26 protein-coding genes are annotated in these 25,324 nt (G+C 73.5%); 9 read left to right on the forward strand and 17 right to left on the reverse strand.

Annotated features, from left to right (window positions below; translation table 11 throughout):
* The first annotated feature begins 18 nt into the window (after positions 1-18).
* Complete coding sequence (locus ACZ66Z_RS02845; protein WP_469932157.1) at positions 19-825, forward strand: IclR family transcriptional regulator; 807 nt, start codon at positions 19-21, stop codon at positions 823-825.
* A 104-nt stretch (positions 826-929) separates the two neighbouring features.
* Here the strand turns inward: ACZ66Z_RS02845 and ACZ66Z_RS02850 are convergent, their stop codons facing one another.
* Together ACZ66Z_RS02850 and ACZ66Z_RS02855 are read right to left on the reverse strand one after the other, a co-directional pair.
* Positions 930-1,598, reverse strand: coding sequence for a response regulator (locus ACZ66Z_RS02850; protein ID WP_469932158.1), 669 nt, complete (start codon positions 1,596-1,598; stop codon positions 930-932).
* Complete coding sequence (locus ACZ66Z_RS02855) at positions 1,595-2,722, reverse strand: sensor histidine kinase (RefSeq protein WP_469932159.1); 1,128 nt, start codon at positions 2,720-2,722, stop codon at positions 1,595-1,597. The genes ACZ66Z_RS02850 and ACZ66Z_RS02855 overlap by 4 nt, the downstream gene beginning before the upstream one ends.
* A 193-nt stretch (positions 2,723-2,915) precedes the next feature.
* Between ACZ66Z_RS02855 and ACZ66Z_RS02860 the strand changes: the two genes are divergently transcribed.
* Positions 2,916-3,344 carry a DUF6223 family protein gene (locus tag ACZ66Z_RS02860; RefSeq protein WP_469932160.1) on the forward strand — a complete coding sequence of 143 codons (429 nt, stop codon included), beginning with the start codon at positions 2,916-2,918 and terminating at the stop codon, positions 3,342-3,344.
* A gap of 42 nt (positions 3,345-3,386) precedes the next feature.
* On the opposite strand, the gene ACZ66Z_RS02865 is transcribed toward ACZ66Z_RS02860, so the two are convergent.
* Complete coding sequence (locus ACZ66Z_RS02865; RefSeq protein ID WP_469932161.1) at positions 3,387-4,067, reverse strand: ABC transporter ATP-binding protein; 681 nt, start codon at positions 4,065-4,067, stop codon at positions 3,387-3,389.
* Complete coding sequence (locus tag ACZ66Z_RS02870) at positions 4,064-5,140, reverse strand: ABC transporter permease (RefSeq protein WP_469932162.1); 1,077 nt, start codon at positions 5,138-5,140, stop codon at positions 4,064-4,066. Before ACZ66Z_RS02870 ends, ACZ66Z_RS02865 begins: the two co-directional genes overlap by 4 nt.
* A gap of 112 nt (positions 5,141-5,252) precedes the next feature.
* Here ACZ66Z_RS02870 and ACZ66Z_RS02875 point away from each other — a divergent pair, with 112 nt between their 5' ends.
* Together ACZ66Z_RS02875 and ACZ66Z_RS02880 are read left to right on the forward strand one after the other, a co-directional pair.
* Positions 5,253-6,566, forward strand: coding sequence for a sensor histidine kinase (locus ACZ66Z_RS02875; protein ID WP_469932163.1), 1,314 nt, complete (start codon positions 5,253-5,255; stop codon positions 6,564-6,566).
* The gene (locus ACZ66Z_RS02880) at positions 6,563-7,189 is read left to right on the forward strand and encodes a response regulator (protein ID WP_469932164.1); all 627 of its coding nucleotides are present in this window, start codon (positions 6,563-6,565) and stop codon (positions 7,187-7,189) included. The genes ACZ66Z_RS02875 and ACZ66Z_RS02880 overlap by 4 nt, the downstream gene beginning before the upstream one ends.
* On the opposite strand, the gene ACZ66Z_RS02885 is transcribed toward ACZ66Z_RS02880, so the two are convergent.
* Positions 7,179-7,403, reverse strand: a complete 225-nt coding sequence (locus tag ACZ66Z_RS02885) for a hypothetical protein (protein ID WP_469932165.1) — start codon at positions 7,401-7,403, stop codon at positions 7,179-7,181. The genes ACZ66Z_RS02880 and ACZ66Z_RS02885 overlap by 11 nt on opposite strands.
* 259 nt (positions 7,404-7,662) lie before the next feature.
* Entirely contained in the window at positions 7,663-7,980 is a 318-nt protein-coding gene (locus ACZ66Z_RS02890) for a DUF5955 family protein (protein ID WP_469932166.1), read from the reverse strand.
* 184 nt (positions 7,981-8,164) lie between these two features.
* Here ACZ66Z_RS02890 and ACZ66Z_RS02895 point away from each other — a divergent pair, with 184 nt between their 5' ends.
* From ACZ66Z_RS02895 to ACZ66Z_RS02905, 3 genes are all read left to right on the forward strand, one after another.
* Positions 8,165-8,779: a nucleotidyltransferase family protein gene (locus ACZ66Z_RS02895; protein ID WP_469932167.1), complete on the forward strand. Its 615-nt coding sequence runs from the start codon at positions 8,165-8,167 to the stop codon at positions 8,777-8,779.
* A 241-nt stretch (positions 8,780-9,020) separates the two neighbouring features.
* Positions 9,021-10,643: a malate synthase A gene (aceB, locus tag ACZ66Z_RS02900; protein ID WP_469932168.1), complete on the forward strand. Its 1,623-nt coding sequence runs from the start codon at positions 9,021-9,023 to the stop codon at positions 10,641-10,643.
* Between the two features lie 236 nt (positions 10,644-10,879).
* Positions 10,880-12,025: a GDSL-type esterase/lipase family protein gene (locus ACZ66Z_RS02905; RefSeq protein WP_469932169.1), complete on the forward strand. Its 1,146-nt coding sequence runs from the start codon at positions 10,880-10,882 to the stop codon at positions 12,023-12,025.
* 49 nt (positions 12,026-12,074) lie between these two features.
* On the opposite strand, the gene ACZ66Z_RS02910 is transcribed toward ACZ66Z_RS02905, so the two are convergent.
* Both ACZ66Z_RS02910 and ACZ66Z_RS02915 read right to left on the reverse strand, forming a co-directional pair.
* The gene (locus ACZ66Z_RS02910) at positions 12,075-13,862 is read right to left on the reverse strand and encodes a hypothetical protein (protein WP_469932170.1); all 1,788 of its coding nucleotides are present in this window, start codon (positions 13,860-13,862) and stop codon (positions 12,075-12,077) included.
* A gap of 549 nt (positions 13,863-14,411) precedes the next feature.
* Positions 14,412-15,383 (reverse strand): fibronectin type III domain-containing protein, encoded by a 972-nt coding sequence (locus ACZ66Z_RS02915; protein WP_469932171.1) that lies wholly within the window; start codon positions 15,381-15,383, stop codon positions 14,412-14,414.
* A 132-nt stretch (positions 15,384-15,515) separates the two neighbouring features.
* Between ACZ66Z_RS02915 and ACZ66Z_RS02920 the strand changes: the two genes are divergently transcribed.
* Positions 15,516-16,166, forward strand: a complete 651-nt coding sequence (locus ACZ66Z_RS02920) for a hypothetical protein (protein WP_469932172.1) — start codon at positions 15,516-15,518, stop codon at positions 16,164-16,166.
* Between the two features lie 83 nt (positions 16,167-16,249).
* Here ACZ66Z_RS02920 and ACZ66Z_RS02925 read toward each other — a convergent pair whose 3' ends face one another.
* From ACZ66Z_RS02925 to ACZ66Z_RS02965, 9 genes are all read right to left on the reverse strand, one after another.
* The gene (locus ACZ66Z_RS02925) at positions 16,250-16,957 is read right to left on the reverse strand and encodes an aspartate/glutamate racemase family protein (RefSeq protein WP_469932173.1); all 708 of its coding nucleotides are present in this window, start codon (positions 16,955-16,957) and stop codon (positions 16,250-16,252) included.
* A gap of 59 nt (positions 16,958-17,016) precedes the next feature.
* Complete coding sequence (locus tag ACZ66Z_RS02930; RefSeq protein ID WP_469932174.1) at positions 17,017-18,465, reverse strand: nucleobase:cation symporter-2 family protein; 1,449 nt, start codon at positions 18,463-18,465, stop codon at positions 17,017-17,019.
* A gap of 292 nt (positions 18,466-18,757) precedes the next feature.
* Positions 18,758-20,146, reverse strand: coding sequence for an 8-oxoguanine deaminase (locus ACZ66Z_RS02935; RefSeq protein ID WP_469932175.1), 1,389 nt, complete (start codon positions 20,144-20,146; stop codon positions 18,758-18,760).
* A 48-nt stretch (positions 20,147-20,194) separates the two neighbouring features.
* Positions 20,195-21,613: a nucleobase:cation symporter-2 family protein gene (locus tag ACZ66Z_RS02940; protein ID WP_469932176.1), complete on the reverse strand. Its 1,419-nt coding sequence runs from the start codon at positions 21,611-21,613 to the stop codon at positions 20,195-20,197.
* A 70-nt stretch (positions 21,614-21,683) separates the two neighbouring features.
* A complete protein-coding gene (gene pucL / locus ACZ66Z_RS02945; RefSeq protein WP_469932177.1) occupies positions 21,684-22,607 on the reverse strand; it encodes a factor-independent urate hydroxylase in 924 nt (307 codons plus the stop codon).
* Between the two features lie 5 nt (positions 22,608-22,612).
* The gene (uraH, locus tag ACZ66Z_RS02950; RefSeq protein ID WP_469932178.1) at positions 22,613-23,002 is read right to left on the reverse strand and encodes a hydroxyisourate hydrolase; all 390 of its coding nucleotides are present in this window, start codon (positions 23,000-23,002) and stop codon (positions 22,613-22,615) included.
* Positions 22,999-23,550, reverse strand: coding sequence for a 2-oxo-4-hydroxy-4-carboxy-5-ureidoimidazoline decarboxylase (uraD, locus tag ACZ66Z_RS02955; protein WP_469932179.1), 552 nt, complete (start codon positions 23,548-23,550; stop codon positions 22,999-23,001). The genes uraH and uraD overlap by 4 nt, the downstream gene beginning before the upstream one ends.
* A gap of 155 nt (positions 23,551-23,705) precedes the next feature.
* Positions 23,706-24,044 carry a helix-turn-helix domain-containing protein gene (locus ACZ66Z_RS02960; protein WP_469932265.1) on the reverse strand — a complete coding sequence of 113 codons (339 nt, stop codon included), beginning with the start codon at positions 24,042-24,044 and terminating at the stop codon, positions 23,706-23,708.
* A gap of 44 nt (positions 24,045-24,088) precedes the next feature.
* A complete protein-coding gene (locus tag ACZ66Z_RS02965) occupies positions 24,089-24,343 on the reverse strand; it encodes a thiamine-binding protein (protein WP_469932180.1) in 255 nt (84 codons plus the stop codon).
* Positions 24,344-24,480: 137 nt separating this feature from the next.
* On the opposite strand from ACZ66Z_RS02965, the gene ACZ66Z_RS02970 reads away from it, so the two are divergent.
* Complete coding sequence (locus ACZ66Z_RS02970; protein WP_469932181.1) at positions 24,481-25,314, forward strand: TIM barrel protein; 834 nt, start codon at positions 24,481-24,483, stop codon at positions 25,312-25,314.
* Positions 25,315-25,324 lie beyond the last annotated feature (10 nt).

Genomic DNA, 25,324 nt, shown 5'->3' on the forward strand with positions numbered 1-25,324 from the left:
CCCGAAAGGACCGTTGACGTGCCGACGTCCAGCGCCAGCACCACCGACGCCGCCAAGCCCGCCGCGAGCGGGGGCGTCCAGTCCCTTGAGCGCGCCTTCGACCTCCTGGAGCGGATGGCCGACGCCGGGGGCGAGGTCGGGCTGAGCGAGCTCTCCGCCAGCAGCGGACTCCCGCTCCCCACCATCCACCGTCTGATGCGCACCCTCGTCGCCTGCGGCTACGTGCGCCAGCAGCCCAACCGCCGGTACGCCCTCGGTCCCCGGCTCATCCGGCTCGGCGAGTCCGCCTCCCGCCTGCTCGGCACCTGGGCCCGCCCCTACCTGGCGCGGCTCGTCGAGGAGACCGGCGAGACCGCGAACATGGCACTGCTCGACGGCGACGAGATCGTGTACGTCGCGCAGGTGCCGTCCAAGCACTCCATGCGCATGTTCACCGAGGTGGGCCGCCGGGTCCTGCCGCACTCGACCGGCGTCGGCAAGGCGCTCCTGGCGCACACGCCGGCGGAGGAGGTACGGGCGCTGCTCGCCCGCACCGGCATGCCCGCCGCGACCGAGAAGACCATCACCACGCCGGACGGCTTCCTCGACGCGCTCGTGGCGGTCCGCGCGACGGGCTACGCGGTCGACGACAACGAGCAGGAGATAGGAGTCCGCTGCCTCGCCGTCCCCGTGCCGGACTCCCCCACCGCGGCGGCCATCTCCATCTCGGGCCCGGCGGGCCGGGTCACCGAGGCGGCCACGGAGAAGATCGTCCCGATCCTCCAGGAAGTGGCCCGCGAACTGTCGACGGCCCTGGCGAACACCTCGGGCAACGGCCAGGGCTGAGCCCCGGGACGCCCTCCGGGCCCGTCCCCGGGAGGGCGTCCCCAGAGTCGTGAAGACGCACGCGCGCGCGACGGCCGCCGGGCCGTCGGCCCCGACGTCGTGCGTCAGGGCCGGGGAGCACGCGGTGACACCAGACCCGACTCGTAGGCGAGGACGACCAGTTGGGCCCGGTCGCGGGCCCCGGTCTTGACCATGGCCCGGTTGACGTGGGTCTTCGCGGTCATCGGCGTGATCACCATGCAGTTCGCGATCTCGTCGTTGGACAGGCCCCGCGCGACCAGGGCCACGGCCTCGCGCTCGCGTTTGGTCAACTCCTCCAGACCGGTGCCGGGGCCCGTCCCGAGCGGCTCGGAGACGTACCGGTCGATGAGCCTGCGCGTGATCGACGGCGCGAGCAGCGCGTCACCGCGCGCCGCGACCCGCACGGCGTGCAGGAAGTCCTCCGGCAGGACGTCCTTGACCAGGAACCCGGCGGCGCCCGCGCGCAGCGCCTCGAAGACGTACTCGTCCAGGCCGTAGTTGGTCAGGACGACCACGTGCACCCCGGCCAGAGCCGGATCGGCGGCGATGCGCCGGGTCAGCTCGACGCCGTCCATGACGGGCATCCGGATGTCCACGAGCGCGATGTCCGGCAGGTGCTCCTCCGCCAGGGCCAGCCCCTCCCGGCCGTCGCCGGCCTCGCCCACCACCCGGATGTCGTCCTCCAGGCCGAGGAGCGCGCGGAACCCGCTGCGGATGAGCGGCTGGTCGTCGACCAGCAGGACGCGGATCACGAGGTCCGCTCCAGGGGGAGCCGGGCCCGGACGGTGAAGCCGCCCTCCGTACGCGGCCGCGCGCTCAGGCCCCCGCCGAGGGCGGCGACCCGTTCGCGCATCCCGAGCAGCCCCGTGCCGGGCGTCGGCACGGCGCCCGGCGCCGCCTTCCCGTCGTCGTCGACCCGTACGGTCAGGGCGTCGGGGCGGCAGTCGATCCGTACCGAGGCCGTAGCCGCGTCCGCGTGGCGGGCGATGTTGGTGAGCGACTCCTGGACGATCCGGTAGACGGTCCTGTCCACCGCGACCGGCACCCCGGACCCCTCGCCCTCGATCGTCAGCGTCGCGTCCAGACCGGTCAGCCGGGCCCGCGCCACCAGGTCCGGAACGTCGGCGAGGCCGCGCGGCGGGGCCGTGTCGTCGTCGCGCAGCGCCTCCAGGGTGGCCCGCAGTTCCCGGGTCGCCTCCCGGCCGGCCTCCTGGATCGCGAGCAGCGCCTCCGGCACCCGCTCGCCGCGCCGGCGGGCCACGTGCACCGCGACCTCGGACTGCACCTTGATGATCGAGATCTGGTGGGTGAGCGAGTCGTGCAGCTCGCGCGCGATGCGCAGCCGTTCCTCGTCGGCGCGGCGGCGCGCGGTCTCCTCCCGGGTGCGCTCGGCCTCGTCCGCCCGCCGCTCGGCCTGCCGCAGCGCCTCCCCCGCGGCGCCGGCGGCCACCAGCCAGGCCAGCTCCAGGGCGCCGCGGGCCCGCGCGAACGCCTCGCCCGTGTCGTGCAGGCCCGAGGCCAGCGCCGCCACCGGCAGGGCGGCGAGCACGAGCACGCTCACCGCGACCGTGACGGAGCGGTGCCCCGCCCGTACGGCCGCGTACACCGCGAACAGGTACGCGACGGCGGGCACGTCGAAACCGGCCGTCTGATGGCCGACCGCGCACAGCCCGGTCACGACCAGGACGGCGACCGGAGCGCGGCGGCGCGCGGCCAGGGCCAGTCCGCCGACGGCGAGGAACCCGAGGCCCAGGAGGGCGGGGCCGTCGGCCGCGTGCTCCCCGGAAGCCCCGGTGAGCAGCAGCGCCCCCGTCAGGCCGACGGCGATCGCCGCGTCGACGACGCCGCCCGGGACACCGAACCGTCCTCTGATCATGCGCGCACCCTAGCCGCGCGGGAGGCGCGGGCGGATCCCGCCCGCGGAGGAGCCGCGACTACCGCGGACGCGGTAGTCCGCCCGTTCCTGCCGCGCCCGCGGCAGCGCGAAGTGACCGCGCCCGCCGGACGACGCGCGGCCGGCCCGGCACCCATGCTCGGGAGGTCCCGTTCCCCGAGGAGAAGGAGCCCCCATGTCGGTCCGCACCGTGCTCGCCCTGACCGGAGCCGTCCTGATCGGCGGCCTCGCGCTCGCCGTGCCGGCGGCCGCCGAACCCGCCGTCCAGCCGGTCGCCGCGAGCGTCCGCACCCTGAGCGTCGGCCGCGTCGCATCCTCCGTGGCCGCGCTGGTCGGCCTCCTCGGCGCGGTCGACGGCGGCCTCGCACTGTCCCGCACGACGGGCCGGGGGCGTCTCCGCGACCGGGCCCGCTGGAACGGTTCCCTCACGGCTCTCGTGGCCGGACCGGTCGCCGTGGCCGTCGGGGCGGCGGTCGCGGTCACCGCCGACGGCGGGCTCGGCACCGGCAACGGCCTCGGCGGCGCGTACGTCGCCGTGCTGGTGGGCCTGGTCTCGGTCGCCCTGGGGTGGCGGGCCCGCTCCCGGGCCCACCGAGCGGGATGACCGACCCTCCCCGGGCCCGCCGAACCGGACGACCGACCCGCCTCAGGCCCGCACCGGCTCCGTCAGACGGCCGTCCTGGACCGTCACCGTGCGGTCCGCCCGGGCCAGGTGCGTGCGGTCGTGGGTGACCAGGACCGTCGCCGTCCCGCGCTCGGCCGTCAGCGCGGCGAGGAGGTCCATGACCGCCGCCCCCCGCTCGTGGTCCAGGGCGCTCGTCGGCTCGTCGACCAGGAGCACGGACGGCTCGTTCATCAGCGCCCGCGCGATGTTCACGCGCTGCCGCTGACCGCCCGACAGCTGGTGCGGCCGCCGGTGGGCCCGGTCCGCGAGGCCCACCGCGTCGAGGAGGTCCATGGCCCGGTCCCGTACCGCCTTCGGGGGACGTCCCGACAGATGGGCCATCACCTGGAGCTGCTCCGCCGCGCTCAGCGAGGGCAGCAGATTGGGCTGCTGGAAGACGATCCCGATGTGCTCCCGGCGCAGCTCCGCCTTGGCGGCCGCGCCGAGCGCCCCCGTGTCCGTACCGGCGACGACGACCCGCCCCTCGTCCGGGGTCACCAGGGTGGCGGCGACCGCGAGGAGGCTGGACTTGCCGGAGCCCGAGGGGCCGACGACGGCCGTGAGCGTGCCGGCGGGGACGGCGAGGGAGACGGCGTCGAGGGCGGTGAGCCGGCCGTCGCCGTCGGGGTAGGTGAGGGTGACGGCGTCGAGGACGAGGCTCATCGGGCGCTCCCGAGGGCGGTGAGGGGATCGACGGCGGTGATCCGCCGGATGGACAGGGCGGCGCCGAGGACACCGAGGACGACGATCACGGCGGCCGGCCCGAGGACGGTGAGCGGTTCCAGGACGAAGGGCACGTTCCCGCCGCTGACCAGGGCGCCGATGCCGACCGCGAGCGCGGTGCCGAGCAGGGTGCCCGCCGTGAGCATGAGGACGGCCTGCCCGAGGGCGTCCTTGAGGAGGTACGGGGTGGAGGCGCCGAGCGCCTTGAGGACGGCGACGTCGCCGCTGCGCTGGATGGTCCAGACGGTGAAGAAGGCTCCTATGACGAGCGCGGAGATGGCGAAGAGGAAACCGCGCATCAGCTGCAGCGAGCCGTTCTCGGCCTGGTAGGACCCTATGGCGGTGAGGGCCCCGTCGAGGGTGCGGGCCTCGGTGCCGGCGGCCTCGTCGCCCGCCGCCCAGTCCACGCCGTCGCCGCTGAGCGCGATCACGGTGGCCTGCTCCTGGGCGGTGGTGCCGCTGCGGCCGAGCTTCTGCCAGTCGTCGAGGGAGGTCCACGCCACGGGCGTGTGGCTGTACGAGGCGTCGCCCGCGACCGCCGCGACGGTGACCTCCAGCGGGCCGAGGCGGACCCGGTCACCGGCCCGCACGGCCAGCTCCTGAGCCGCCGACTCGGACAGGACGGTCCTGCCCGCGCCGACGGCGGCGGGGGCGAGTCCCGCGTCCGGTTCCGCACCGAAGGCGGAGACGGCGGCGGTGCGCTCCCCGGCGGTGGCGTTCAGGGTGCGGATGCCGAGCGGATCGGCCCCCGTCACCCCGGGCCGCCCCGCCCAGCCGCGCCACTGCTCCTCCGTCACCGTCGAGTTGGTGAAGGAGGCCGACTGCCCGGACGGCGGCGCCGCGAAGGCCAGCCGGTCGGCGGGCAGACCGGTGATCGCGGAGACGTTCTCTCGCGCGAGTCCGGCGGTCAGCCCGGACAGCAACCCCACGAGCAGAGTGATCAGCACGATCACCGTGCCCATGAGGGTGAAACGCCCCTTGGCGAATCTCAGGTCTCTCCATGCCACGAACATGCCGACCAGAGTGGTCCGCGAGGCCCCCCACGGGCATCGCGCCACGGATGGCTCCGCAATCAAACTTTCGGTTGAGCCCGGATCGTCGCCCGGTGCCTACGCTGGAGGGATCATGGATCCCCGCTCCCTCACCCCCGCCCTGCGCGCACTGCGCCTCTGCCTGCACCTCCTCATGGCGGGGCTGCTCGTCCTGGCGGCGGTGCGGGCGGACTCGGCCGCAGGGACGGCGATGGCGGCGGTCATGGGCGGGATCTACGCGGCCGGCTCGTACCTGCCGTCCGTGCGGAGCTCGCAGCGCGCCGCCACCGCGTGGCTGACGGTCCTCGGGGCCTCCTGGCTCGGACTGCTCTGGCTCACCCCGGAAGCGCTCTGGCTGGCCTTCCCCCTGTACTTCCTCCAGCTGCACCTGCTGCCCACGCGCTGGTCGCTGCCGGCCGTGGCGCTGACGGCGGGCGCGGCGATCCTCTCGTACGTGGGACACGGCGCCGCGCTCAATCCGGGGGTCTTCATCGGGCCGCTGCTCGGCGCCGCGGTCGCGGTGGCGACGGTCCTCGGCTACCAGGCGCTGTACCGGGAGAGCGAGCGCCGGCGGCGGCTCATCGAGGAGCTGATGGAGACGCGGGCGGAGCTGGCGGCGGCGGAGCGGCACGCGGGGACGCTCGCCGAGCGGGAGCGGCTGGCGCGGGAGATCCACGACACGCTCGCGCAGGGCCTGTCCTCGATCCAGCTGCTGCTGCGGGCGGCCGAGCGGGTGCTCCCGCCGGACTCCCCCGCGTCGGGCCACATCGGCCGGGCCCGCGAGGCGGCGCAGGACAACCTGGCGGAGGCGCGGCGCTTCGTCCGGGCGCTCTCGCCGCCGGACCTGGAGCACGGCTCCCTCGCGGCGGCGCTGGAGCGGCTGTGCGAGCCGGGTTCCGGGGCTGGTCCGGGGCCGGGCTTCGGGCCTGGTTCCGGGCCGGGCTCCGGGCCTGGTTCCGGGACGGACCCGGAGGGGCCGTTCGATGCGAGCGCGCACGTCCCCGGGGGCGGGGCCGACCCCGGGGACGTGCCCGAGGGCGGCCCCGGGAGCGGGCCTCGGGTCCGGTTCTCGGTGAGCGGCACGCCGGTCGAGCTGCCGACCCCGTACGAGGTGGCGCTGCTGCGGATCGCGCAGTCGGCGCTCGCGAACACGGTGCGGCACGCCTCGGCCTCGCGGGCGGAGATCACCTTGTCGTTCATGGACGCGTCGGTGACCCTGGACGTGGTCGACGACGGCCGGGGCTTCGACCCCGCGTCCGTACGCCCCTCCTCGGACGGCGGTTTCGGGCTTCCCGCGATGCGCTCGCGGGCGGAGTCGCTGGGCGGCACGTTCACCGTCGAGTCCGCGCCCGGCCAGGGCACCGCCGTCGCCGTCTCCCTCCCCCTCCCCGCCGGAGCGTCCGCATGACCATCCGACTCCTCCTCGCCGACGACCACCCGGTGGTACGGGCGGGCCTGCGCGCGGTCCTCGACACCGAGCCGGACTTCGCGGTGGTCGCGGAGGCGGCCACGGCCGAGCGCGCGGTGGAGCTGGCCGGCGCCGGGGACGTGGACGTGGTCCTGATGGACCTGCAGTTCGGGGCCGGGATGCACGGCTCGGAGGCGACGGCGGCGATCACGGCGGTGCCGGGCGGGCCGAAGGTGCTGGTCCTGACGACGTACGACACGGACGCGGACATCCTGGCGGCGGTGGAGGCGGGCGCCTCCGGCTACCTCCTGAAGGACGCGCCGCCGGAGGAGCTGGCGGCGGCGGTCCGGACGGCGGCGGCCGGCCAGTCGGCCCTCGCACCGGCGGTGGCCCACCGGCTGATGGACCGGATGCGGACCCCGGCGGAGGCCCTGACCAGGCGCGAGCTGGAGGTGCTCCAACTGGTGAGCGAGGGCCTGTCGAACCAGCAGATCAGCAAGGCGCTGTTCCTGAGCCAGGCGACGGTGAAGTCCCACCTGGTGCACGTCTTCGCGAAGCTGGGCGTGGACTCGCGCACGGCGGCGGTGGCGGCGGCGACGGCGCGACGGCTGATCAGACGGTGAGGCCGTCCGACCGGCCCTCGGCCGACGTGTCGGCCCGGGCGGCCATCAGGTCCTGGAAGGACCGCATGCACGGCAGACAGTGCCGGTCCGTCCGCATCCCGTCCGCGTCGCGGTCGACGGTCTGACCGCAGAGGCTGCTGCCCGCCTGTTTGGCGATCACGTGCCAGACCAGGAGTCCGCTGGAGTTGTCGGGCGCGATGTGCATCTCGTACATGGCAGGTTCCGTTCTCGGGGTGTCCGGGCTCGGGGTGTCCGGGTTCCACCCAACTCGTGCCCGGCGGCACCGGCACGGCGACCAGGTCAAGTGGGTGAAAGGGAAGCACGCCCCGGGGCTCGGCCCCCGGCCCGGGCCAGGCCGCCGCAGACCGTCGGACCGGCCCGCCCCCGACCCCGACACCGGCCGCCATCTGCCGACCTGCCGCCCGTCCGCCCGTCCGCCCGTCCGCCCGTCCGCCCGTCCGCCCGTCGCGGGCCTACCGCCCGGGCTGCGGGGGACCGAAGAGCTCGACCGCGCGCCGGACCCCGGCGAGGCCTTCGGCGAGGGCGCTGACGGAGCCGACGGAGCCCGCGACGAGCAGCAGCGAGCGGCGCAGCCGCCGTACCTCGGGGTCGCCGCTGAGCGCCATGGCGTCAAGGGCGGCGAGCTCGTCCTCGGCGATCCCCCGGTCGGTGAACTCGACCCGGTGCGCGGCCAGTTCGCGCCGGAGCCGGGACACGGCGGCCCGCAGTTCGGCCACCCTGGGGTCCACGCCCTCGCCGGTCACTCGCCTCTGCCCCACGCTTCGCAACACGGTTCTCCCCCTCGCACGACACTGTGCGCAGAACTCCACCCCGAACACTCCGAGCCGCCCCCGGACGGCGGTCGGGCGCCGTGAGTCGCGGGCCAGTTAACTCCTTCGCCACCCCGGCGCGCCACCCTTGGTGGACGGAATTCAGGCGACCGTGTGATTCCGCCCCGTGAGGTATGCAGTCCCCATGACAACTGTGGAGGATCGAAGCCCCGTCGTGGCCGGACTGCTGCTCGCCGCGGGGGGCGGCAGGCGCCTCGGGGGGCGGCCGAAGTCGTTGCTCACGCACCGGGGGCGGCCGCTGGTCGAGCATGCCGTGGGGGTGCTGCGCGGGGCGGGCTGCGAGGTGGTGCACGTGGTCCTGGGGGCCTCGGCGGAGGTCGTACGGGAGCGGGCGGAGCTGCCCGGATGCGTCCTGGTGGACAACCCGGAGTGGACGGAGGGGATGGGGTCCTCGTTGCGGGCGGGGCTCGCCTCGCTGGCCGCCGACCCGCGCGGGGTGGACGCGGCGCTCGTCCTCCTCGTCGACCAGCCGGGGATCGGGGTGGAGGCCGTCGCCCGGGTGCGGGCGGCGTACGGTTCGCGGGATTCGCTGGCGGCCGCCTCGTACGACGGGGTGCGGGGCCATCCGGTGCTGTTCGGCGCCGGGCACTGGACGGGGATCACGGAGGCGGCGGTGGGCGACCGGGGCGCGCGGGACTATCTGGCGGCGCACCGGGATGCGATCACCCCGGTGGACTGTTCGGATGTGGCCGAGCCCTACGACATCGACACGGAGGCGGATCTGTCCCGTCTGGAGTGAACCCCCACGGAGTGAACGGCCTGGCACCGAGCGCCACGTTCTGTCGATCCGGAGAATCTCGACATCAACAAACCATTGAACTTCCACCATGAGGAAACTAGTATCCACTGTTCAGAAGCGCCTGCTCGTTCAGAAGGCGCTTGCGGCCGTATCTCGGCGCCTGCGGCACTCCGTGCCGTCCCGTGACGCCCGGCGGCCGCCTGGCACCGCCCGTGAAGTCCGCTGAAGGAAGTGACAGTTCATGTCCGCACCAGCGCCGTCCCCCCTGGCCGTCGTCGATGCCGAGCCCCTCCCGCGTCAGGAGGAGGTGCTCACCGAGGCCGCCCTGGCCTTCGTCGCCGAACTGCACCGGCGGTTCACCCCGCGCCGGGACGAGCTCCTCGCCCGCCGAGCGGAGCGTCGCGCCGAGATCGCCCGCACGTCCACCCTGGACTTCCTTCCGGAGACCGCCGCGATCCGCGCCGACGACTCCTGGAAGGTCGCGCCGGCCCCGGCGGCCCTGAACGACCGCCGCGTCGAGATCACCGGTCCGACCGACCGCAAGATGACGATCAACGCGCTCAACTCCGGCGCGAAGGTCTGGCTCGCCGACTTCGAGGACGCCTCGGCGCCGACCTGGGAGAACGTCGTCCTCGGCCAGGTCAACCTGATCGACGCGTACACCCGGAAGATCGACTTCACGGACCCGCGCTCGGGCAAGTCGTACGCCCTGAAGCCCGCCGACCAGCTCGCCACCGTCGTCATGCGGCCGCGCGGCTGGCACCTGGAGGAGCGTCACCTCACCTTCGAAGGACGCCCGGTGCCCGGCGCGCTCGTCGACTTCGGCCTGTACTTCTTCCACAACGCCCAGCGTCTGATCGACCTCGGCAAGGGCCCGTACTTCTACCTCCCGAAGACGGAGTCGCACCTGGAGGCCCGCCTCTGGAACGACATCTTCGTCTTCGCGCAGGACTACGTCGGCATCCCGCGGGGCACCGTCCGCGCCACGGTCCTCATCGAGACCATCACGGCCGCGTACGAGATGGAGGAGATCCTCTACGAGCTCCGCGAGCACGCCGCCGGCCTGAACGCGGGCCGCTGGGACTACCTCTTCTCCATCGTCAAGAACTTCCGTGACGGCGGAGCCAGGTTCGTCCTGCCGGACCGCAACGCGGTCACGATGACGGCCCCGTTCATGCGCGCGTACACCGAACTCCTCGTGCGCACCTGCCACAAGCGAGGCGCGCACGCGATCGGCGGCATGGCCGCGTTCATCCCGTCCCGCAAGGACGCCGAGGTCAACAAGGTCGCCTTCGAGAAGGTCAAGGCCGACAAGGACCGCGAGGCCGGCGACGGCTTCGACGGCTCCTGGGTCGCCCACCCCGACCTGGTCCCGATCGCGATGGCCTCCTTCGACGCCGTCCTCGGCGACAGGCCGAACCAGAAGGACCGCCTCCGCGAGGACGTCTCGGTGGCCCCCGGCGACCTCATCGCCATCGACTCGCTGGACGCGAAGCCCACGTACGACGGCCTGCGCAACGCCGTCCAGGTCGGCGTCCGCTACATCGAGGCGTGGCTGCGCGGCCTCGGCGCCGTCGCCATCTTCAACCTGATGGAGGACGCGGCCACCGCCGAGATCTCCCGCTCCCAGATCTGGCAGTGGATCAACGCCGGCGTGGTCTTCGAGAACGGCGAGAAGGCGACCCCGGAGCTGGCCCGCAAGGTCGCCGCCGAGGAACTGGCCGCGATCCGCGCCGAGATCGGCGAGGAGGCCTTCGCGGCCGGCAGGTGGCAGCAGGCGCACGACCTGCTCCTGCACGTCTCGCTCGACGCGGACTACGCGGACTTCCTCACGCTCCCCGCGTACGAGCAGCTGGTCGGCTGACGCGGGAACACCGGCCGACCGCACAGCGGCCGCACACCTCCTGAACAGGGCTCCTCCCCCGGTGACGCACATCGCCGGGGGAGGGGCCCCGTGCCGTTCCCGGTGGCGACACAGGCGACGTGACGGAACCGAGATGTGCAGCTACCTAGCGGTAACAAGTCGCACCGTGCGAGATTCCGCCATGCCACCGGCCGGCGGCTGTCCCCCACGTCACTGCGTACCGCAGGAGCACAGCCATGCCTTCGTCCCCGCACCGTGCGCTGCGCGCACTCCTGGCACTGTGTACCGCCGCCGGGCTCGCCTCACTGACCGCTCCCGCCGCCCACGCCTCCCCCGGCTCCGGCCCCACCGCCGTCGTCGCCATGGGCGACAGCTACGTCTCCGGCGAGGCCGGCCGCTGGCTCGGCAACAGCCTCACCAACTCCGGCAGCCGCAACGGCACCGACCGCGCCTGGACGGGCAGCGCCTACGACCCGTCCCGGGTGTACGGCGGCACCGCCGGCGACTGTGACCGCTCGGACGTCTCCGAGGTGAGGAGCGCGGGCCCGATCGCGAGCTCGCTGGTCAACCTCGCCTGCTCCGGGGCGACCACGGCGAACGTCTTCCGCGCCTCCCGGGGCGGCCGGCCCTTCAAGGGCGAGGCGCCCCAGGCCGACCAGCTGGCGGCCGTGGCCGCCGCGAACGACGTCAAGCTGATCGCCCTGTCCGTCGGCGGCAACGACCTCGGCTTCGGCGACATCATCAGCACCTGCGCGAGCGACTACATCATCTGGTACTCGTACTGCCACGACGACCAGCAGGCCGCCGTCGACGCGAAGATCGACGGCGTGATGGCCGACGTCGGCCGGTCCGTCGACGAGATCCGGGCGGTCATGTCCGCCGCCGGATACGCCGCCGGCGACTACCGGATCGTCCTCCAGTCGTACCCCTCCCCCATCCCGCGCGCCGCCGAGAACCGGTACGCGGAGAGCGGCTGGGCCCGCACCAACACCGGCGGCTGCCCCTTCTGGGACGGCGACTCCGACTGGGCCCGCGACTCGCTGGTCCCCCAGATCGCCGACCGTCTCAAGGGCGTCGCCACGGCGAAGGGCGTGCAGTTCCTGGACCTGCGGGACATGCTCCAGGGCCGTGAGGTCTGCGCGAAGGCGAGCAGGCAGGTCACGTCGACCGCGCCTCCGTCGGCGACGACGAGCGAGTGGGCGCGCTGGATCGACAGCCAGAGCACGCAGGGCCTCGTCCAGGAGTCGATGCACCCCAACGCCTACGGCCAGCAGGCCCTCGGCCGTTGCCTGGCCCTGGTCAACGCCGTGCCCGCGGGGAACCGGAGCTGCCGGAACACGGCGGGGACGGGGGCGTCGGGGATGTACCTCACGACGGGCTGACGATCACCACCGGCGCCGGTGCGGGCACCGGCGCCGTCCTCGTCGCTCGTCACGGGAGCGTGATGCCGAGCGGGCCGAGGACCCGCTCGGTCTCGTGGCGGTCCGCCGTCGCCATCGCGCGGACCAGCGCGGCGGAACCGCCGGGCCAGGCGGCCGCCGCCCTGTCGAAGGCTGCGCGGCGGGACTCCAGGGGGCCCTTCTTGGCCGGCAGCCCGTCGAGGACGTGCAGGGCCCGGGCCGAGGCCCGCACCTGGATCGGGTCCGCCGGCTCGCCCCGGTCGCGCAGGGCCTCCAGGGCGTACGCGCCGACGACCGGGTCGCGCAGGGCGCCGCGCAGGGCCTCGGGTGGCGCCCCGGACGTGTCCAGGACGGCGAAGAGGCCTCGGGTGGCGGCCGCGTCGGAGGTCCCGGCGTGGACGGTGCCGAGGGCGGCGAGCAGCTCGGACCAGGCGTCGACGGAGTCCACGCGCGCGCGGAGCCAGTCGGCGAGCACGCGCGCGGCGACGGAGGCCGGCCAGCCCCCGGCGGCGGTGACCGCCTCCGACGCGGTCCAGGCGGCGGCCTCGGCGGCGTCGGGCGCGGTGACCCCGCGCACCGAGAGCAGGTAGCGCACGGCGCCCGCCCCGCGCGGGGTGAGCCCGAAGGCGTCGCCGCGGCGGAAGACCAGGCCGGTGGCGGCGAGGCGGTCGAGGACCGCGGCGAGGTCGCGGGCCGCTTCTTCGAGCCGGGCCCGGTCGGCCTCGGTCGGCTCGACCGTGCCGAGGAGCCGTACGAGCTCCGGCAGGGGCGGGGCGGTGTACTCCTCGGGCGCCGCGTCCGGCACCGGTACGGGCAGGTCCTCCAGGGCCGGGTCGACGGCCCAGTCCTCGTACTCGGCGGCCTTGCGGGCGACGGACTCGGCGGCGCAGCCGCGCTGGTAGACCACGTACAGCAGGTGCGGCGCCTCGCCCCCGTAGGGCTCGAACTCCTCCTCCGCGAGCTCCTCGACGGCGCCGATGAGGCTGTCGGCGTCCTCCTCCACGGGCCCGTCCTCGACGGCGGGCGGCGGGGGCACGGGGGTGGCGGGGTCCCCGTGGTAGTCGAGGTGCTCGTCGAGGAGGGCGTCGGCGAGGACGAGGTGGGGGAAGGCGTCGGGCCCCGGCGCGAACCGCGCGTACGGTCCGGCGAGCTGCTCGGCGAGCCCGGCGGCGGTCCACCGGTCCTGGAGCGCGGCGGCGAGCTGCCCGATGCCGGTCGCGACGGCGTGGTCGGTGAGCAGCGGCCCGACGGCCGGGGGCTCTTCGGCGTCCCGCACGTACGCGCGCGTGAGCGCCTCGGCGAGCAGGACGTCGGCGAGGGCGGTGCGCCCCATGAGGTGGGCGCGGCGCACCCCGTCGGGCAGCGGCGCCCCGTCGAGGGCGGCGAGCCGGCGCCGCACGTCCTCGGGATCGGTGAGGTCGGCGCCGCAGGTCCGCAGGAGCGAGGCGTACCAGCGGTGCCAGGTGAGGTTGCCGGGGTCGTTCATGGCGCGTTCGAAGTCGGCCGCGGACTCGGCGACGACCGCGGCGATCCGCTCCCGGCGCCCTCCGTCGAACCGTGCCGCGAGCGCCCCGAGGACGGCCGGGTAGGCGGCGAGGTGCCCGGGCGGGACGTACACGAAGGTCGGCAGGTCCTCCACCAGGAGCTGCCGCACGAGGCCGGGCGTCGGCTCCGGCAGCCCCGTCGCCCGGTCGGCGCCGCGCAGGGCGAGCAGCCCCAGGACCGCTTCGGCGGCCCGCGCGAACGCGGGGTCACGATGCTCGGGCGCTCCGTCGAGGAGGCTGTCGAGCCCGGTGTTGGTGAGGACGGTCTCGGCCACGCTTCCCAGGGTAGTTCCGGGGAGCCCGTTCCGTCGGGCAGGCGCCACGGCTCAGGAGTGTCGCCGCAGTTCACGGGCGACGCGGGCGAGGTGCCGGCTGTGGCCGGCCCGCGCCGAAGCCGGGGAGGCCCGGCTCGCGCTCGACGTGGCAGGTGTTGACCCGGGCGGGCCGGTCGCACTGGACCCGCGCGATGGGGGCCAGGGCGCGGTGCGCGTGGCGGTCGAGGGCGGCGGGGCGGGGTCGAGGGGGTGGGGCGGCGGGCACGCGGGGGTCCGCTCGCGGCCGACGCGGGGCGGGACGGTCCAGGGCGGCGCCACGACGGCCCGGACGTCCGGCGCCGGTCCGGCATAGGCGGCGAGTGCGCTCGGAAGGGCGGGCAGCGCGGGCACGTGGAGCAGCTCGGACGGCGGCTCGGACGGCGGTGCGGACAACGACTCGGACATCGGCGCCCCCAGCGGCCTGTCGCTTCCCCCGGTCGCAGGGTGAGGCGCCGTCAGGTTGCGCGAAAGGGTGCGACTCCGGCCAAGGGGCGGCCGAGGAGGAGGAGTTCAGCGGACCACCACGGTCCTCGGGGCCGAGAAGTCGCCCCAGGTGCCGTCCGGGAGCCGGGCGCGGAGGGTGACGGTGTGGCGGGTGCCCGGGGGGTCCTGGACCTGGAAGGTGTAGGTGGCCCGGCCCGGGGGCGGGGCGGTGCCCCAGACGATGGTGGTGGCGAAGCGGCCGTCGAGGTGGAGCTCGTGGTCGGTGACGGGGCCGCCCGTCTCCGGCGGGGTCCAGGTGAGGGTGATCCGTCCCTTGGCGGCCGTGGCGGTGAGGTCCCTGGGGGCGGTGTTCGGCGGGGCGCCCGGGGACGGGGCGGTGGTGAGGTCGGCCGGGGAGCTGTCCGGGGAGGAGTTCTCGGCGGCGTCGCGGGCGCGGACGGTGAACGCGTAGGCGGTGCCGGGGCGCAGACCGGTGAGGCGGGCGGTGGTGGCGGTGCCCGGGACGGTGTGGACGCGGACGTCGGCCCGGTAGACGTCGTACGCGGTGACCCGGGTGTCGTCGCGGGCCGGCGACCAGCGCAGGGTGGCGGCGCGGCTGCCGTCGGCGGTGACGCGGAGGGCGGTCGGGGCGGTGGGCGGCGTGCGGTCCTCGGCGGCGGCGGGGAGGGTGGTGGCCGTGACGCCGGCGCCGGGGGGCGAGACGTTCCCGGCGGCGTCGCGGGCGCGGACGGTGAAGCGGTGGCGGGTGGCGGGGGCGAGCCCGACGACGTCGGTCATCAGGGTGGTGGCGGGGAGGTCCCTGACCTTGCGGCCGTCGCGGTAGACGGTGTATCCGGTGACGGCGCGGTCGTCGGTGGCCGCGCTCCACATGACGTGGACGGTGCTCGCGCTGCCCGCGGTGGCGGTGACTCCGACCGGGGCGGTGGGCGCCCGGGTGTCCCTCGGCGCGGGGGCGGGGGCAGGGGAACAGGCCGTGAGGGCGAGGGCTGTCGCCGACGCGAGTGCGGTCAACAGGATTGCGGCGAGCGGGCGTTGCACGGGCCGGCCTCCGTCCGTCGAAAAGGTCCAGACCTATATCGCACAGCCTGCGCCGCATCGGCAAGGGGGGCGTTGTCAGTGGGGTGCGCTTCACTGGAGTCGTCACTCTCCGTAGTCGAACCAGGGGGAATCATGACGGACCGTACGACCTATGTGACGCTCGCCGGAGTGCGCCGACGCGGCTGGACCGACGCGATGGTGCGGGACCTGCTCGGCACCCCGGACGTGCAGGGGCGCGATCCGCGCCGCTGGTCCCTCGCGCCCGTGCGGCTCTATCTGCTGGCCCGGGTGGAGACGGTGGAGCGGACGCCCGAGTTCGCCGAGACGGCCGCGCTCTGCCGGGCTCGGGCCTCGGCCGCCGGGGTCCAGGCGGAGCGTCGGCGGGCCGCCGTCCTGGCCGCGATCCGCGCGGAGCCGATCGAGGTGCCCCTGCTGCCCGGGCCCGAGCTGGAGCGGCGCGCCGTGCGCCATCGGCACCTGCTCGGGGCCCGAAGCCCCGGGCCGCGGCAGGAGGGAGCACCGCCCGGGACGGCCGCGCCCTCACCCGCCGCCGGGGCCCGACCCAGGTCCGCACCCGCACCCGCCGGGGCGCTCGTGCGGTGGCAGGTGAGCTATCTGCGGCACGCCCTGTCGCGGTACGAGACGCTGCTCGACGGTTTGTACGGGGAGACCGGGCGCGGCGAGGCGGAACGGCTGCTGAGGCGACGGTTGTACGAGGCGATCGCCGCCGCCTATCCCCCGCTGGCGGGGGAGTGCCGTCGGCGGATCGCGGTGGAGCGGTGAGCGGGGTGGAGCGGTGAGCGGGGTGGAGCGGTGAGCGGGGTGTGTCCGCTGTCGGCCCGTCAGCCCTCCGGCCCGTCGGTCCGTCAATCCTCCGGCCCGTCGGTCCGTGGGCCCGTCAGCAGGCGGGCGATCGCACGGCAGGCCGCCGGGATCGGGGCCACGACGCGGACCGCGCAGCGGTCGTGGAGCTCGTCGGCGGCCTCGCCGAGCGGTCCGCCGCCGATGACGACGGCGCGGGCCCCGTCGCGTTCGGCGCAGGCGCGGACGGCGCGCTCCAGCCGGTCGAGGAGGAGCGCCGGGTCGGCGGAGAGCCGCTCGGGGGCGCCGGCGGTGAGCCGGAGGCCGGTGTACCGGTCGGCGAGGCCGAGGGCGGTCACGCGCGCGTGGATGGCGTCGGCGAGGAGCGGGGTGGTGGTGGCGATCCCGAAGGGCGTCCCGCCGGCGGCCGCTTCCAGGAGCGCCGCCTCGCCGAGGCCGACCACCGGCACCCCGGCGGGGGCGGCCGCCTCGCGCAGCCGCGCGAGGCCCGGGTCCCCGAAGGCGGCGACGAGGAGGGCGGCGCAGTCGCCCCCGGCGGTGGCGCGCAGGCCCGCGGCGAGGACCTCGGGGGCGGCGGTCCGCAGGGCCTCCGGGTCGGTGAGCATGCGCGGGCCCCGGGCGACGGTCACGCCCCGGACGGGCCGGGCGGGGCCGAGGGCGCGCCGGGCGATGGCGGTCATCATCGCGGTCGTGGCGGCGGAGGTGTTGGGGTTGACCAGCACCACGGCCCCCGTGCGGTCGGCACGCGCCACGGCCCCGGGCCCCGCGGCGAGCGCGGGAACCGGGGCGGGCGGGGGGACGGGGAGCGGGTTCAGTGGACGTGCGCCGCCTTCGCGGTGCGGCTGCCGGAGATCTCCTCGCCGGGCTCCATGGGCGCGGTGACCTCGTCGGCGTCGCGGTTCCGGCCCAGGTGGTTGAAGACCACGTTGAGGAGGACGGCGGCCACGCAGCCGGTCGAGATGCCGGAGTCCAGGATGATCTGCGCGGTCTCCGGGAAGGCGTGGTAGAACTCCGGCTTCGTGATCGGGATGATGCCGACGGCCAGCGACACGGCCACGATCAGGACGTTGTTGTCCTTCTCCAGACCGGCCTTGACCAGGGTCTGGATGCCGCTGGCGGCGACCGAGCCGAAGAGGACGACGCCCGCGCCGCCGAGGACCGGCCGGGGCACGACCGAGATGAGCGAGGCGGCGACCGGCGAGAGGCCCATGAGGACCAGGAAGCCACCGCCGCAGGCGACGACGAAGCGGCTGCGGATCCTGGTCATGGCGACCAGGCCGATGTTCTGCGCGAAGGCGCTGCACATGAAGCCGTTGAAGAGCGGGCTGAGCGCGGAGCCGAGGGTGTCGGCGCGCAGTCCGGCCGCGATGGTCTTCTCGTCGGCGGGCCGCTCGACGATCTCGCCGAGCGCCAGCATGTCGGCGGTCGACTCGGTCATGGAGACGAGCATGACCACGCACATGGAGATGATCGCGGCGAGGGCGAACTGCGGGGCGCCGAAGTGGAAGGGGGTCGGGAAGCCGACGATGTCGGCCTCCTTCACCGGGGAGAAGTCGGCGACCCCGAAGGGTATGGCGATGAGCGTGCCGAGGACGAGGCCGACCAGGACGGCGACCTGCTTGAGGAAGCCGCGGGTGAAGCGGCGCAGCAGCAGGACCACGACGAGCGTGATGCCGGCGAGCGAGAGGTAGGTGGTCGAGCCGTAGTCCTGGGCCTTGGGGTTGGGCCCCTGGGCCCAACCGAACGCGACCGGGAGGAGGGAGACACCGATGAGGGTGATCACGGTGCCGGTGACGACCGGCGGGAAGAACCGCACGAGCCGGGAGAAGAAAGGGGCGGCGGCGAAGCCGAGGAGTCCGGCGACGATGATCGCGCCGAAGATCACGGGGAGCGCGTCGGCCTTGTTCTCGGTGGTGTCGACGATCGCCAGCATGGGCGCGACACCGGCGAAGGTGACGCCGTTGACGAACGGCAGCCGGGCGCCGATCTTCCAGACGCCGAGCGTCTGCAGGAAGGTGGCGAGACCGGCGGTGAAGAGGCTGGCACCGGTGAGGAAGGTGAGTTCGGTGCCGGAGAGGCCGACGGCCGCTCCGACGATCAGGGGCGGGGCGACGACGCCCGCGTACATGGCGGCGACGTGCTGGAGGCCGCTGGTGAGCATCTTGAGTGGGGGCAACGTCTCGTTGATCGGATGCTTCTCGCGGTCTTCGGGGGCGGGGCCTGCGTCTGGTGCATTGCGAACCTGGGGCTTGGCGGCCACGGCGGTTCCTCCGGTCGGTTACACGTCGGCGGCGACGAGGGGTTCAGGGAGGTGGTGCGATGCGGTGCGAAGTGCAGGAGGTGCGGCTCGTTGCGGGGTGGAGCGGTACCGCGGAGGGGGTGCGGCGCGGGGACGAGTGCCCGGTGTGGGGGTGCGGGCACGGTTCACCGTCCCGGGTGGTGCCGTACGTCTTCTGCGCACGGCACCACCCGGTCGGGCTGCCGCGGACCCCGCTCGGGTCCGCGGCGACCGACCGAGGGCCGTCCCCCTCGGTCGGACTCCATGGGGAGGGTCAGCTCTGGGCCGTGATGCGGGCCAGGCGCTGCGCCTCCGCGCGCGCGTCGCGCGCGATCTGCTCCTCGTCGGCGAACAGGAGTCGGTTGTTCTCGACGATCTGCTTGCCGTTGACGAAGGAGGCGGTGACCGGGGCCGCGGCGCCGAAGACGACGGCGGTGACCGGGTCGGCGATGGAGGAGTGACCGAGGCCGTCGATCTTCCAGAGGACGAAGTCGGCGAGCTTGCCGGCCTCCAGCGAGCCGATGTTGTCGGCGCGGCCGAGGACCTGGGCGCCGCCGTAGGTGCCGAGGCGCAGGGCCTGGCGGGCGTTGAGCGCGGCCTCGCGGTGGGCGCCGAGGCGGTTGATGAGGAGCGCGTTGCGCAGCTCGGTGTGGAGCTCGCCGGACTCGTTGGAGGCGGTCCCGTCGACGCCGAGGCCGACGGGGACGCCCGCCTTGAGCATGTCCGGTACGCGGGCGATGCCGGCGGCGAGGCGCGCGTTGGAGGACGGGCAGTGCGCGACGCCGGTCTTGGTGCGGGCGAAGGCCTCGATGTCGGAGTCGTTCATGTGGACGCAGTGCGCCATCCACACGTCCTCGCCGAGGAAGCCGGTGGACTCGAAGTAGTCCGTCGGGCCCATGCCGAAGAGCTCGTGGCAGAACTTCTCCTCCTCCACGGTCTCCGAGCCGTGGGTGTGCATGCGCACGCCGAGGCGGCGGCCGAGCGCGGCGCCCTCGCGGAGCAGGTCGGTGGAGATGGAGAAGGGCGAGCAGGGGGCGACGGCGACCTGGGTCATCGCGTCGAAGGAGGCGTCGTGGTACTTCCGCACCGTCTCCTCGGTCGCGGCGAGCGCGCCCTCGGTGGTCTCGACGGCGAAGTCCGGCGGCAGGCCGCCGTCCTTCTCGCTGCGGTCCATGGAGCCGCGGGCCAGGGTGAAGCGGACGCCCATGTCGGAGGCGGCGCCGATGATGGCGCCGGACAGGTCGCCGGAGCCCTGCGGGTAGACGTAGTGGTGGTCCATGGCCGTGGTGACACCGCCACGGGCCATCATCGCCAGGGAGCCCTGCGCGGCCGCGCGGACCATCGACTCGTCGATCCGGGACCACGTCGGGTAGAGCGCGACCAGCCAGTTGAAGAGGTTGTGGTCGGTGGCCAGGCCCCGGGTGATCCACTGGTAGAAGTGGTGGTGGGTGTTGATCAGACCGGGCGTCACCAGATGACCGGTGGCGTCGATCCGGCGGACCACGTTCTCCAGGCCCTCGGGCGCCTTGCCGGCGCCGATGGACTCGATCCTGTTGTCGGCGACGACGAGGTGCCCGGAGGCGTACTCGGTGTCGTTCGCGTCGACGGTCGCGATCGCCGCGTTCTCGATGACGATGCGCTGGGCTGCCGAAGGTGCTGCCATGGCGGTGCTTCCTTCATTCCTCGGGGATGGTTCGGGCACGGCAGGACCCTAGGAGGATTTGAGTGCCGGAGCGGTGTGACGGCTCCGGGTGCCGAGATGGTGGAAGAACAGGTTCAGCAGGACGGCCACGAGCGCGCCTGCGCTGATGCCGGAGCCGAGCACCGTCTGCGCCCAGGCGGGGAAGCCGGCGTAGAAGGTGGGCGCGGCGAGCGGGATGATGCCCGCTCCGAGCGCGACGGCCACCAGGATGATGTTGGAACTGTCGTCGAGTCCGGCCTCGGACAGGGTACGGATGCCGCTGACCGCGATCGAGCCGAAGAGGACGATGCCGGCGCCGCCGAGGACGGGCATCGGGACCATGGAGACGACCGCGCCGAGGACCGGGAAGGCGCCGAGGACGAGGAGGGCGCCGCCGGCGGTGGCGACCACGTACCGGGAGCGGACCCGGGTCAGCGAGACGACGCCGACGTTCTGCGCGAAGGCGGAGGTCGGGAAGCCGCCGAAGACGGGGCCGAGCAGGGTGGCGATGCCGTCGGTGCGCAGACCGCGGGTGATGGTCCTCCCGTCGCTGCGGCGCTCGCAGATCTCGCCGAGGGCGAGCATGCCGGCGCTGGACTCGGTCATGAGGACCAGCATCACGATGCACAGGGAGAGGATCGCCGCGGGCTGGAACTCGGGGGCGCCGAAGGCGAAGGGGGCGGGCAGGGCGGCGACGGGGGCCTCGCGCAGGGCGGTGAAGTCGGCCATCCCGAAGGGGATCGCGGCGAGGGTGCCGATGAGGAGGCCGAGCAGCAGGGCGATCTGCTTGACGAAGCCCCTGCCGAAGCGCTGGAAGAGCAGGACGACGACGAGGGTGAAGCCGGCGAGGGCCAGGTACCTCATGGCGCCGAAGTCGGCGGCGGTCTTGTCGCCGCCCTGGGCCCAGCTGACGGGCACCGGCATCAGGGTGACGCCGATCAGGGTGATGACGACACCGGTGACGAGCGGCGGGAAGAAGCGCAGGAGGCGGCCGAAGAACGGTCCGACGGCGAGGCAGAAGACTCCGGCGACCATGACCGCGCCGTAGATGGCGGGGAGTTGGTGTCCGGGGGCGCTGGTCTCGGCGATGGCGAGCATCGGGGCGATGCCGGCGGACGAGGCGGCGTTGACGAACGGGAGCCGGTTGCCGGCGAAGCGTCCGAGGCCGAGGGTCTGCAGGATGGTCGCGCAGCCGGCGATGAGCAGGCTGGCCGCGATGAGCCGTGTCATTCCTGCGGCGTCCAGGCCGACGGCCTGGCCGATGATGAGCGGAGGGGTGACGACGCCGGCGTACATGGCGGCGATGTGCTGGAGTGCCGCGGGGACGAGCCGCGAGGCGGGGAGCTTCTCGTCCACCGGGTGACAGTCGGCCGAGACCGGTCCGGGGGTGGACGGAGGGGTGGAACACGGGCCTTCGGCGGTTGCCGGCCCCTTTGCAGGCTGTGCCATGAGATTCCCTCCGGTCTGGCGCGGCCCCCGCCCGACTGCGGGCGGGCGGGGGCCGTCGCTCAGATGCCGCTTAGAGGTTGGTCATGTCGACCGGGATCTGTGCCGTGGCTCCGTCGCGGAGGACGGTGGCCTCGATGAGGCCGTACATGCGGTCGGCGGCGTAGTAGACCTCGTTGTCGTTCTTCAGGCCGAAGGGCTCGAGGTCCACCAGGAAGTGGTGCTTGTTCGGGAGCGAGAAGCGGACTTCGTCGATCTCCGAGCGGTGGTTGATGATGCGCGTGGCCATCTGGTACAGCGTCTGCTGGAGGGAGTACGAGTACGTCTCCGAGAAGGCCTCGAGCATGTGCTTCCTGGTCTGCTCGTAGGACCGCTCCCAGTTGGGCATGCGCTGGTCGTCGTCGGTCCAGTTGAACCGCCAGCGGCCGGACACCTGGGTGGCCAGGATGCGGTCGTACGCCTCCTGGAGCGTCGTGTACTGGTCCTTGATGTAACCCCAGAACTCCGAGTTGGTGGAGTTCATGACGACGAGGTCCTTGAGGCCGGAGATGACCTCCCACTTCTCGCCGTCGTAGGTGATCTGGCTGACGCGGGTCTCCTGGCCCTTGCGGGCGAAGGAGTGGTTGACCTCGTCGGCGCCGATGAACTTGGAGTTGGCCTCGGAGGAGGCGATGCGCTCCCAGGAGTACTCCTCGATCCGGATGCGCGCCTTCTTGATCGGCTCCTGGCTCGTCACGAAGTGGCGGGCGAGGTGGATGCCGAACTGCTCGGCGGACTCGATGCCGTACTCCTTGGCGAACGCGAAGACGGTGTTCTTCGTCGTGTCGGTGGGGAGGCAGTGGGCGTTGGAGCCGGTGAGGTGGACGTCGTCGAGGTCGCCGGAGAGGGCGACGGAGACGTTCAGGTCCTTGATGTGGTGGGTGGCGCCGTCCCGCGTGATCTTGACGACGCGGTTCTCTGCTTTGCCGTACTGGTTCTGGCCGAGAATCGTGGGCATGTCTGCTAGCTCCCTCGGTAAACGGAGTAGCCGAACGGGTTGAGCAGCAGCGGTACGTGGTAGTGCTCGCCCGGCTTGACGGCGAACGTGATCGCCACCTCCGGGAAGAACGCACCGCTGTCCCTTACGCGGGGGGCGTCCTGCTGCGCCTCGGCTTGCTTCTTGGCGAAGTACGTCTCGGTCTCGAAGTCGAGACGCACGTGGGTGGTTTCTTCCGGCAGCGCCGGCAGGTCCTTGCAGCGCCCGTCCGCGTCGGTGGCGGAGCCGCCGAGCGTGATCCACTCCGCGCCGGAGCCGCTGCGGGCCGCGAGCGTGATGGCCACGCCCTCGGCCGGGCGACCGATGCTGGTGTCCAGGATGTGCGTGGACACCGAGGCGGTGGTGTCGGTGCTCATGCGGAGCTCTCTTCCTCGGAGGTCTCGGTGGTCCCGGGGTTCCCGGGGGCCTCCACGAGACGGGTCAGCCGGATGCGGTTGATCTTGCCCAGTTCGGTGCGGACGATCTCCCGCTCCTCCTCGGGCGAGTTCTCGATCCGCTCCCGGACCGCGTCGCGCATCTGCTCGCCGGTCCTGCCGGTGGCGCAGATGAGGAAGACATGACCGAACTTCTCCTGATAGGCCAGGTTGAGTTCGAGCATCTCGGCCTTGAGCTCCGCGGAGGCGCCGGCCATCCCGCTCTGCTCGCGGGAGGAGGTCGGGTCCCCTGCCTTCGGACGACCGATCGGCGGGTGCCCCGCCATCGCCTCGGCCAGGTCCTCGTCGGTCAGCTCGGCCATGGCGGCGTCGCCGGCGAGGAAGAGGGCTTCGGCGGTGGAGTACGGGCGCTGGGCGAGGAGCTTGCTCCCCCACGCCGAACTGGAACACACCTCGTGGAGCGCGGCTGCGGCCTCGCTGTCCGAGGAGGTGTTGAACCGGGCGAGGCCCGGTGTCGTACCTGAAGTCACGGGAAGCCTCCGTGGCTGTTTTTCGCTGTGCGTCGGACGGGCTGCGGATAGCTAACGCCCTCCGCAACACAACGTCAACACTTTGTTGAAAACTCGGCCATACAAAAGCCGTCGTCCCGACATCTGGACGACGGCTCCTGCACGCACATGATCAACTAGTCGCCCTTGGCGGCCTTTTCCCTGTTCAGGGCGGTCTCCCGGTTCAGGTAGTTGTAGACCGTGAAGCGGCTGACGCCGAGCGCGCCCGCCACCGTCTCCACTCCATGGCGCACCGAGAAGGCACCGCGTGCCTCCAGCAGCCGGACGACCTCCTGCTTCGCCTTGCGGTCCAGCTCGGCCAGCGGCATTCCGTGCCGCCGCTCCATCGCCGCGAGGATGCGGTCCAGGGAGTCCGAGAGCTGGGGCAGGCGCACGGCGAGCACGTCCTCGCCCTCCCAGGACAGGACGACGTCGTCGCCCTCCGCCTGCGCGGGGACGAGCAGCTCGGCGCCCATGGCGTCCACCAGGGGCTTCACGGCCGCGACCAAGGGGTGCTCGCTCACTTCCCACCTTCCCCGATCACGTTCACCTGGAGCGAGACGCGCGTGGCGCCCGCCGCGAGCGACTCGCGCAGCAGGGTGTCGACGGCGGTGAGCACCGCGTCGGCGTCCCCTTCCGCCGTGTTGCCGAAGGGACCGACGTCGACCGCGTCCAGTGCGGCCGCCTGGATGACCTCACGGGCCACGACCGCGTGCGCCGGCGCCTCGTCGAGGTCGAACGGCTCGGTCGTGAACTCCACTCTCAAACGCTCCATGGCCCCACGCTACGGCCCCGCCCGGCCCCACGGGAGCCCCGGACCTGCGGGGACCTCTTGACAAGTGCGCCACCCGCCTTGCAACATTCCGTCAGACAGAAACTTACTTCCGCAATACGGAAGGAGCGCCGCCCCTCATGGGATACACGGACCAGCGCTTCGATGTGAACCTGTCGATCCTCTTCACGGAACTCCCGCTCCTGGAGCGCCCCGCGGCCGCCGCCGCGGCGGGCTTCACCGCGGTCGAGCTGTGGTGGCCCTGGATCGACACCGCCACCCCCGAGCAGAGCGAGCTCGACGCCCTCAAGAAGGCCCTTGAGGACGCCGGCACCCAGCTGGTGGGCCTGAACTTCTACGCCGGGCAGCTCCCCGGCCCGGACCGCGGAGCCCTCTCCGTGCCCGGGGAGGAGTCGGACCGCTTCCGCGCCAACATCGAGGTGGCCGCCGACTTCGCCGCCTCCGTCGGCTGCAAGGCGCTCAACGCGCTCTACGGCAACCGCGTCGAGGGCGTGGACCCGCAGGTCCAGGACTCCCTCGCGCTGGAGAACCTGGTCCTGGCCGCCCGTGCGGCCGACCGCATCGGCGCGATCCTCCTCGTCGAGACCCTCAACAAGCCGGAGTCGCCGCTCTACCCGCTGGTGAGCGCCCCCTCCGCGATCGAGGTCATCGACAAGGTGAACGCGGCCACCGGCCTCGGCAACGCCAAGTTCCTCCTCGACATCTACCACCTGTCGATGAACGGCGAGGACGTCAGCCGGGTCATCGCGGAGTACGCGGCCAAGACCGGCCACGTCCAGATCGCGGACAACCCGGGCCGCGGCGCGCCGGGCACCGGCGACCTGCCGCTCGAGCAGCTCCTCGACGAGCTGAAGAAGGCCGGTTACGACGGCTGGGTCGGCCTGGAGTACAAGGCCGCCGATGCCGCCGCGTCCTTCGAATGGCTGCCGGCCGAGGCCCGCGCCGCCCGCTGACGCAGGACTC

The sequence above is a fragment of the Streptomyces sp. NPDC107498 genome (assembly GCF_055582805.1).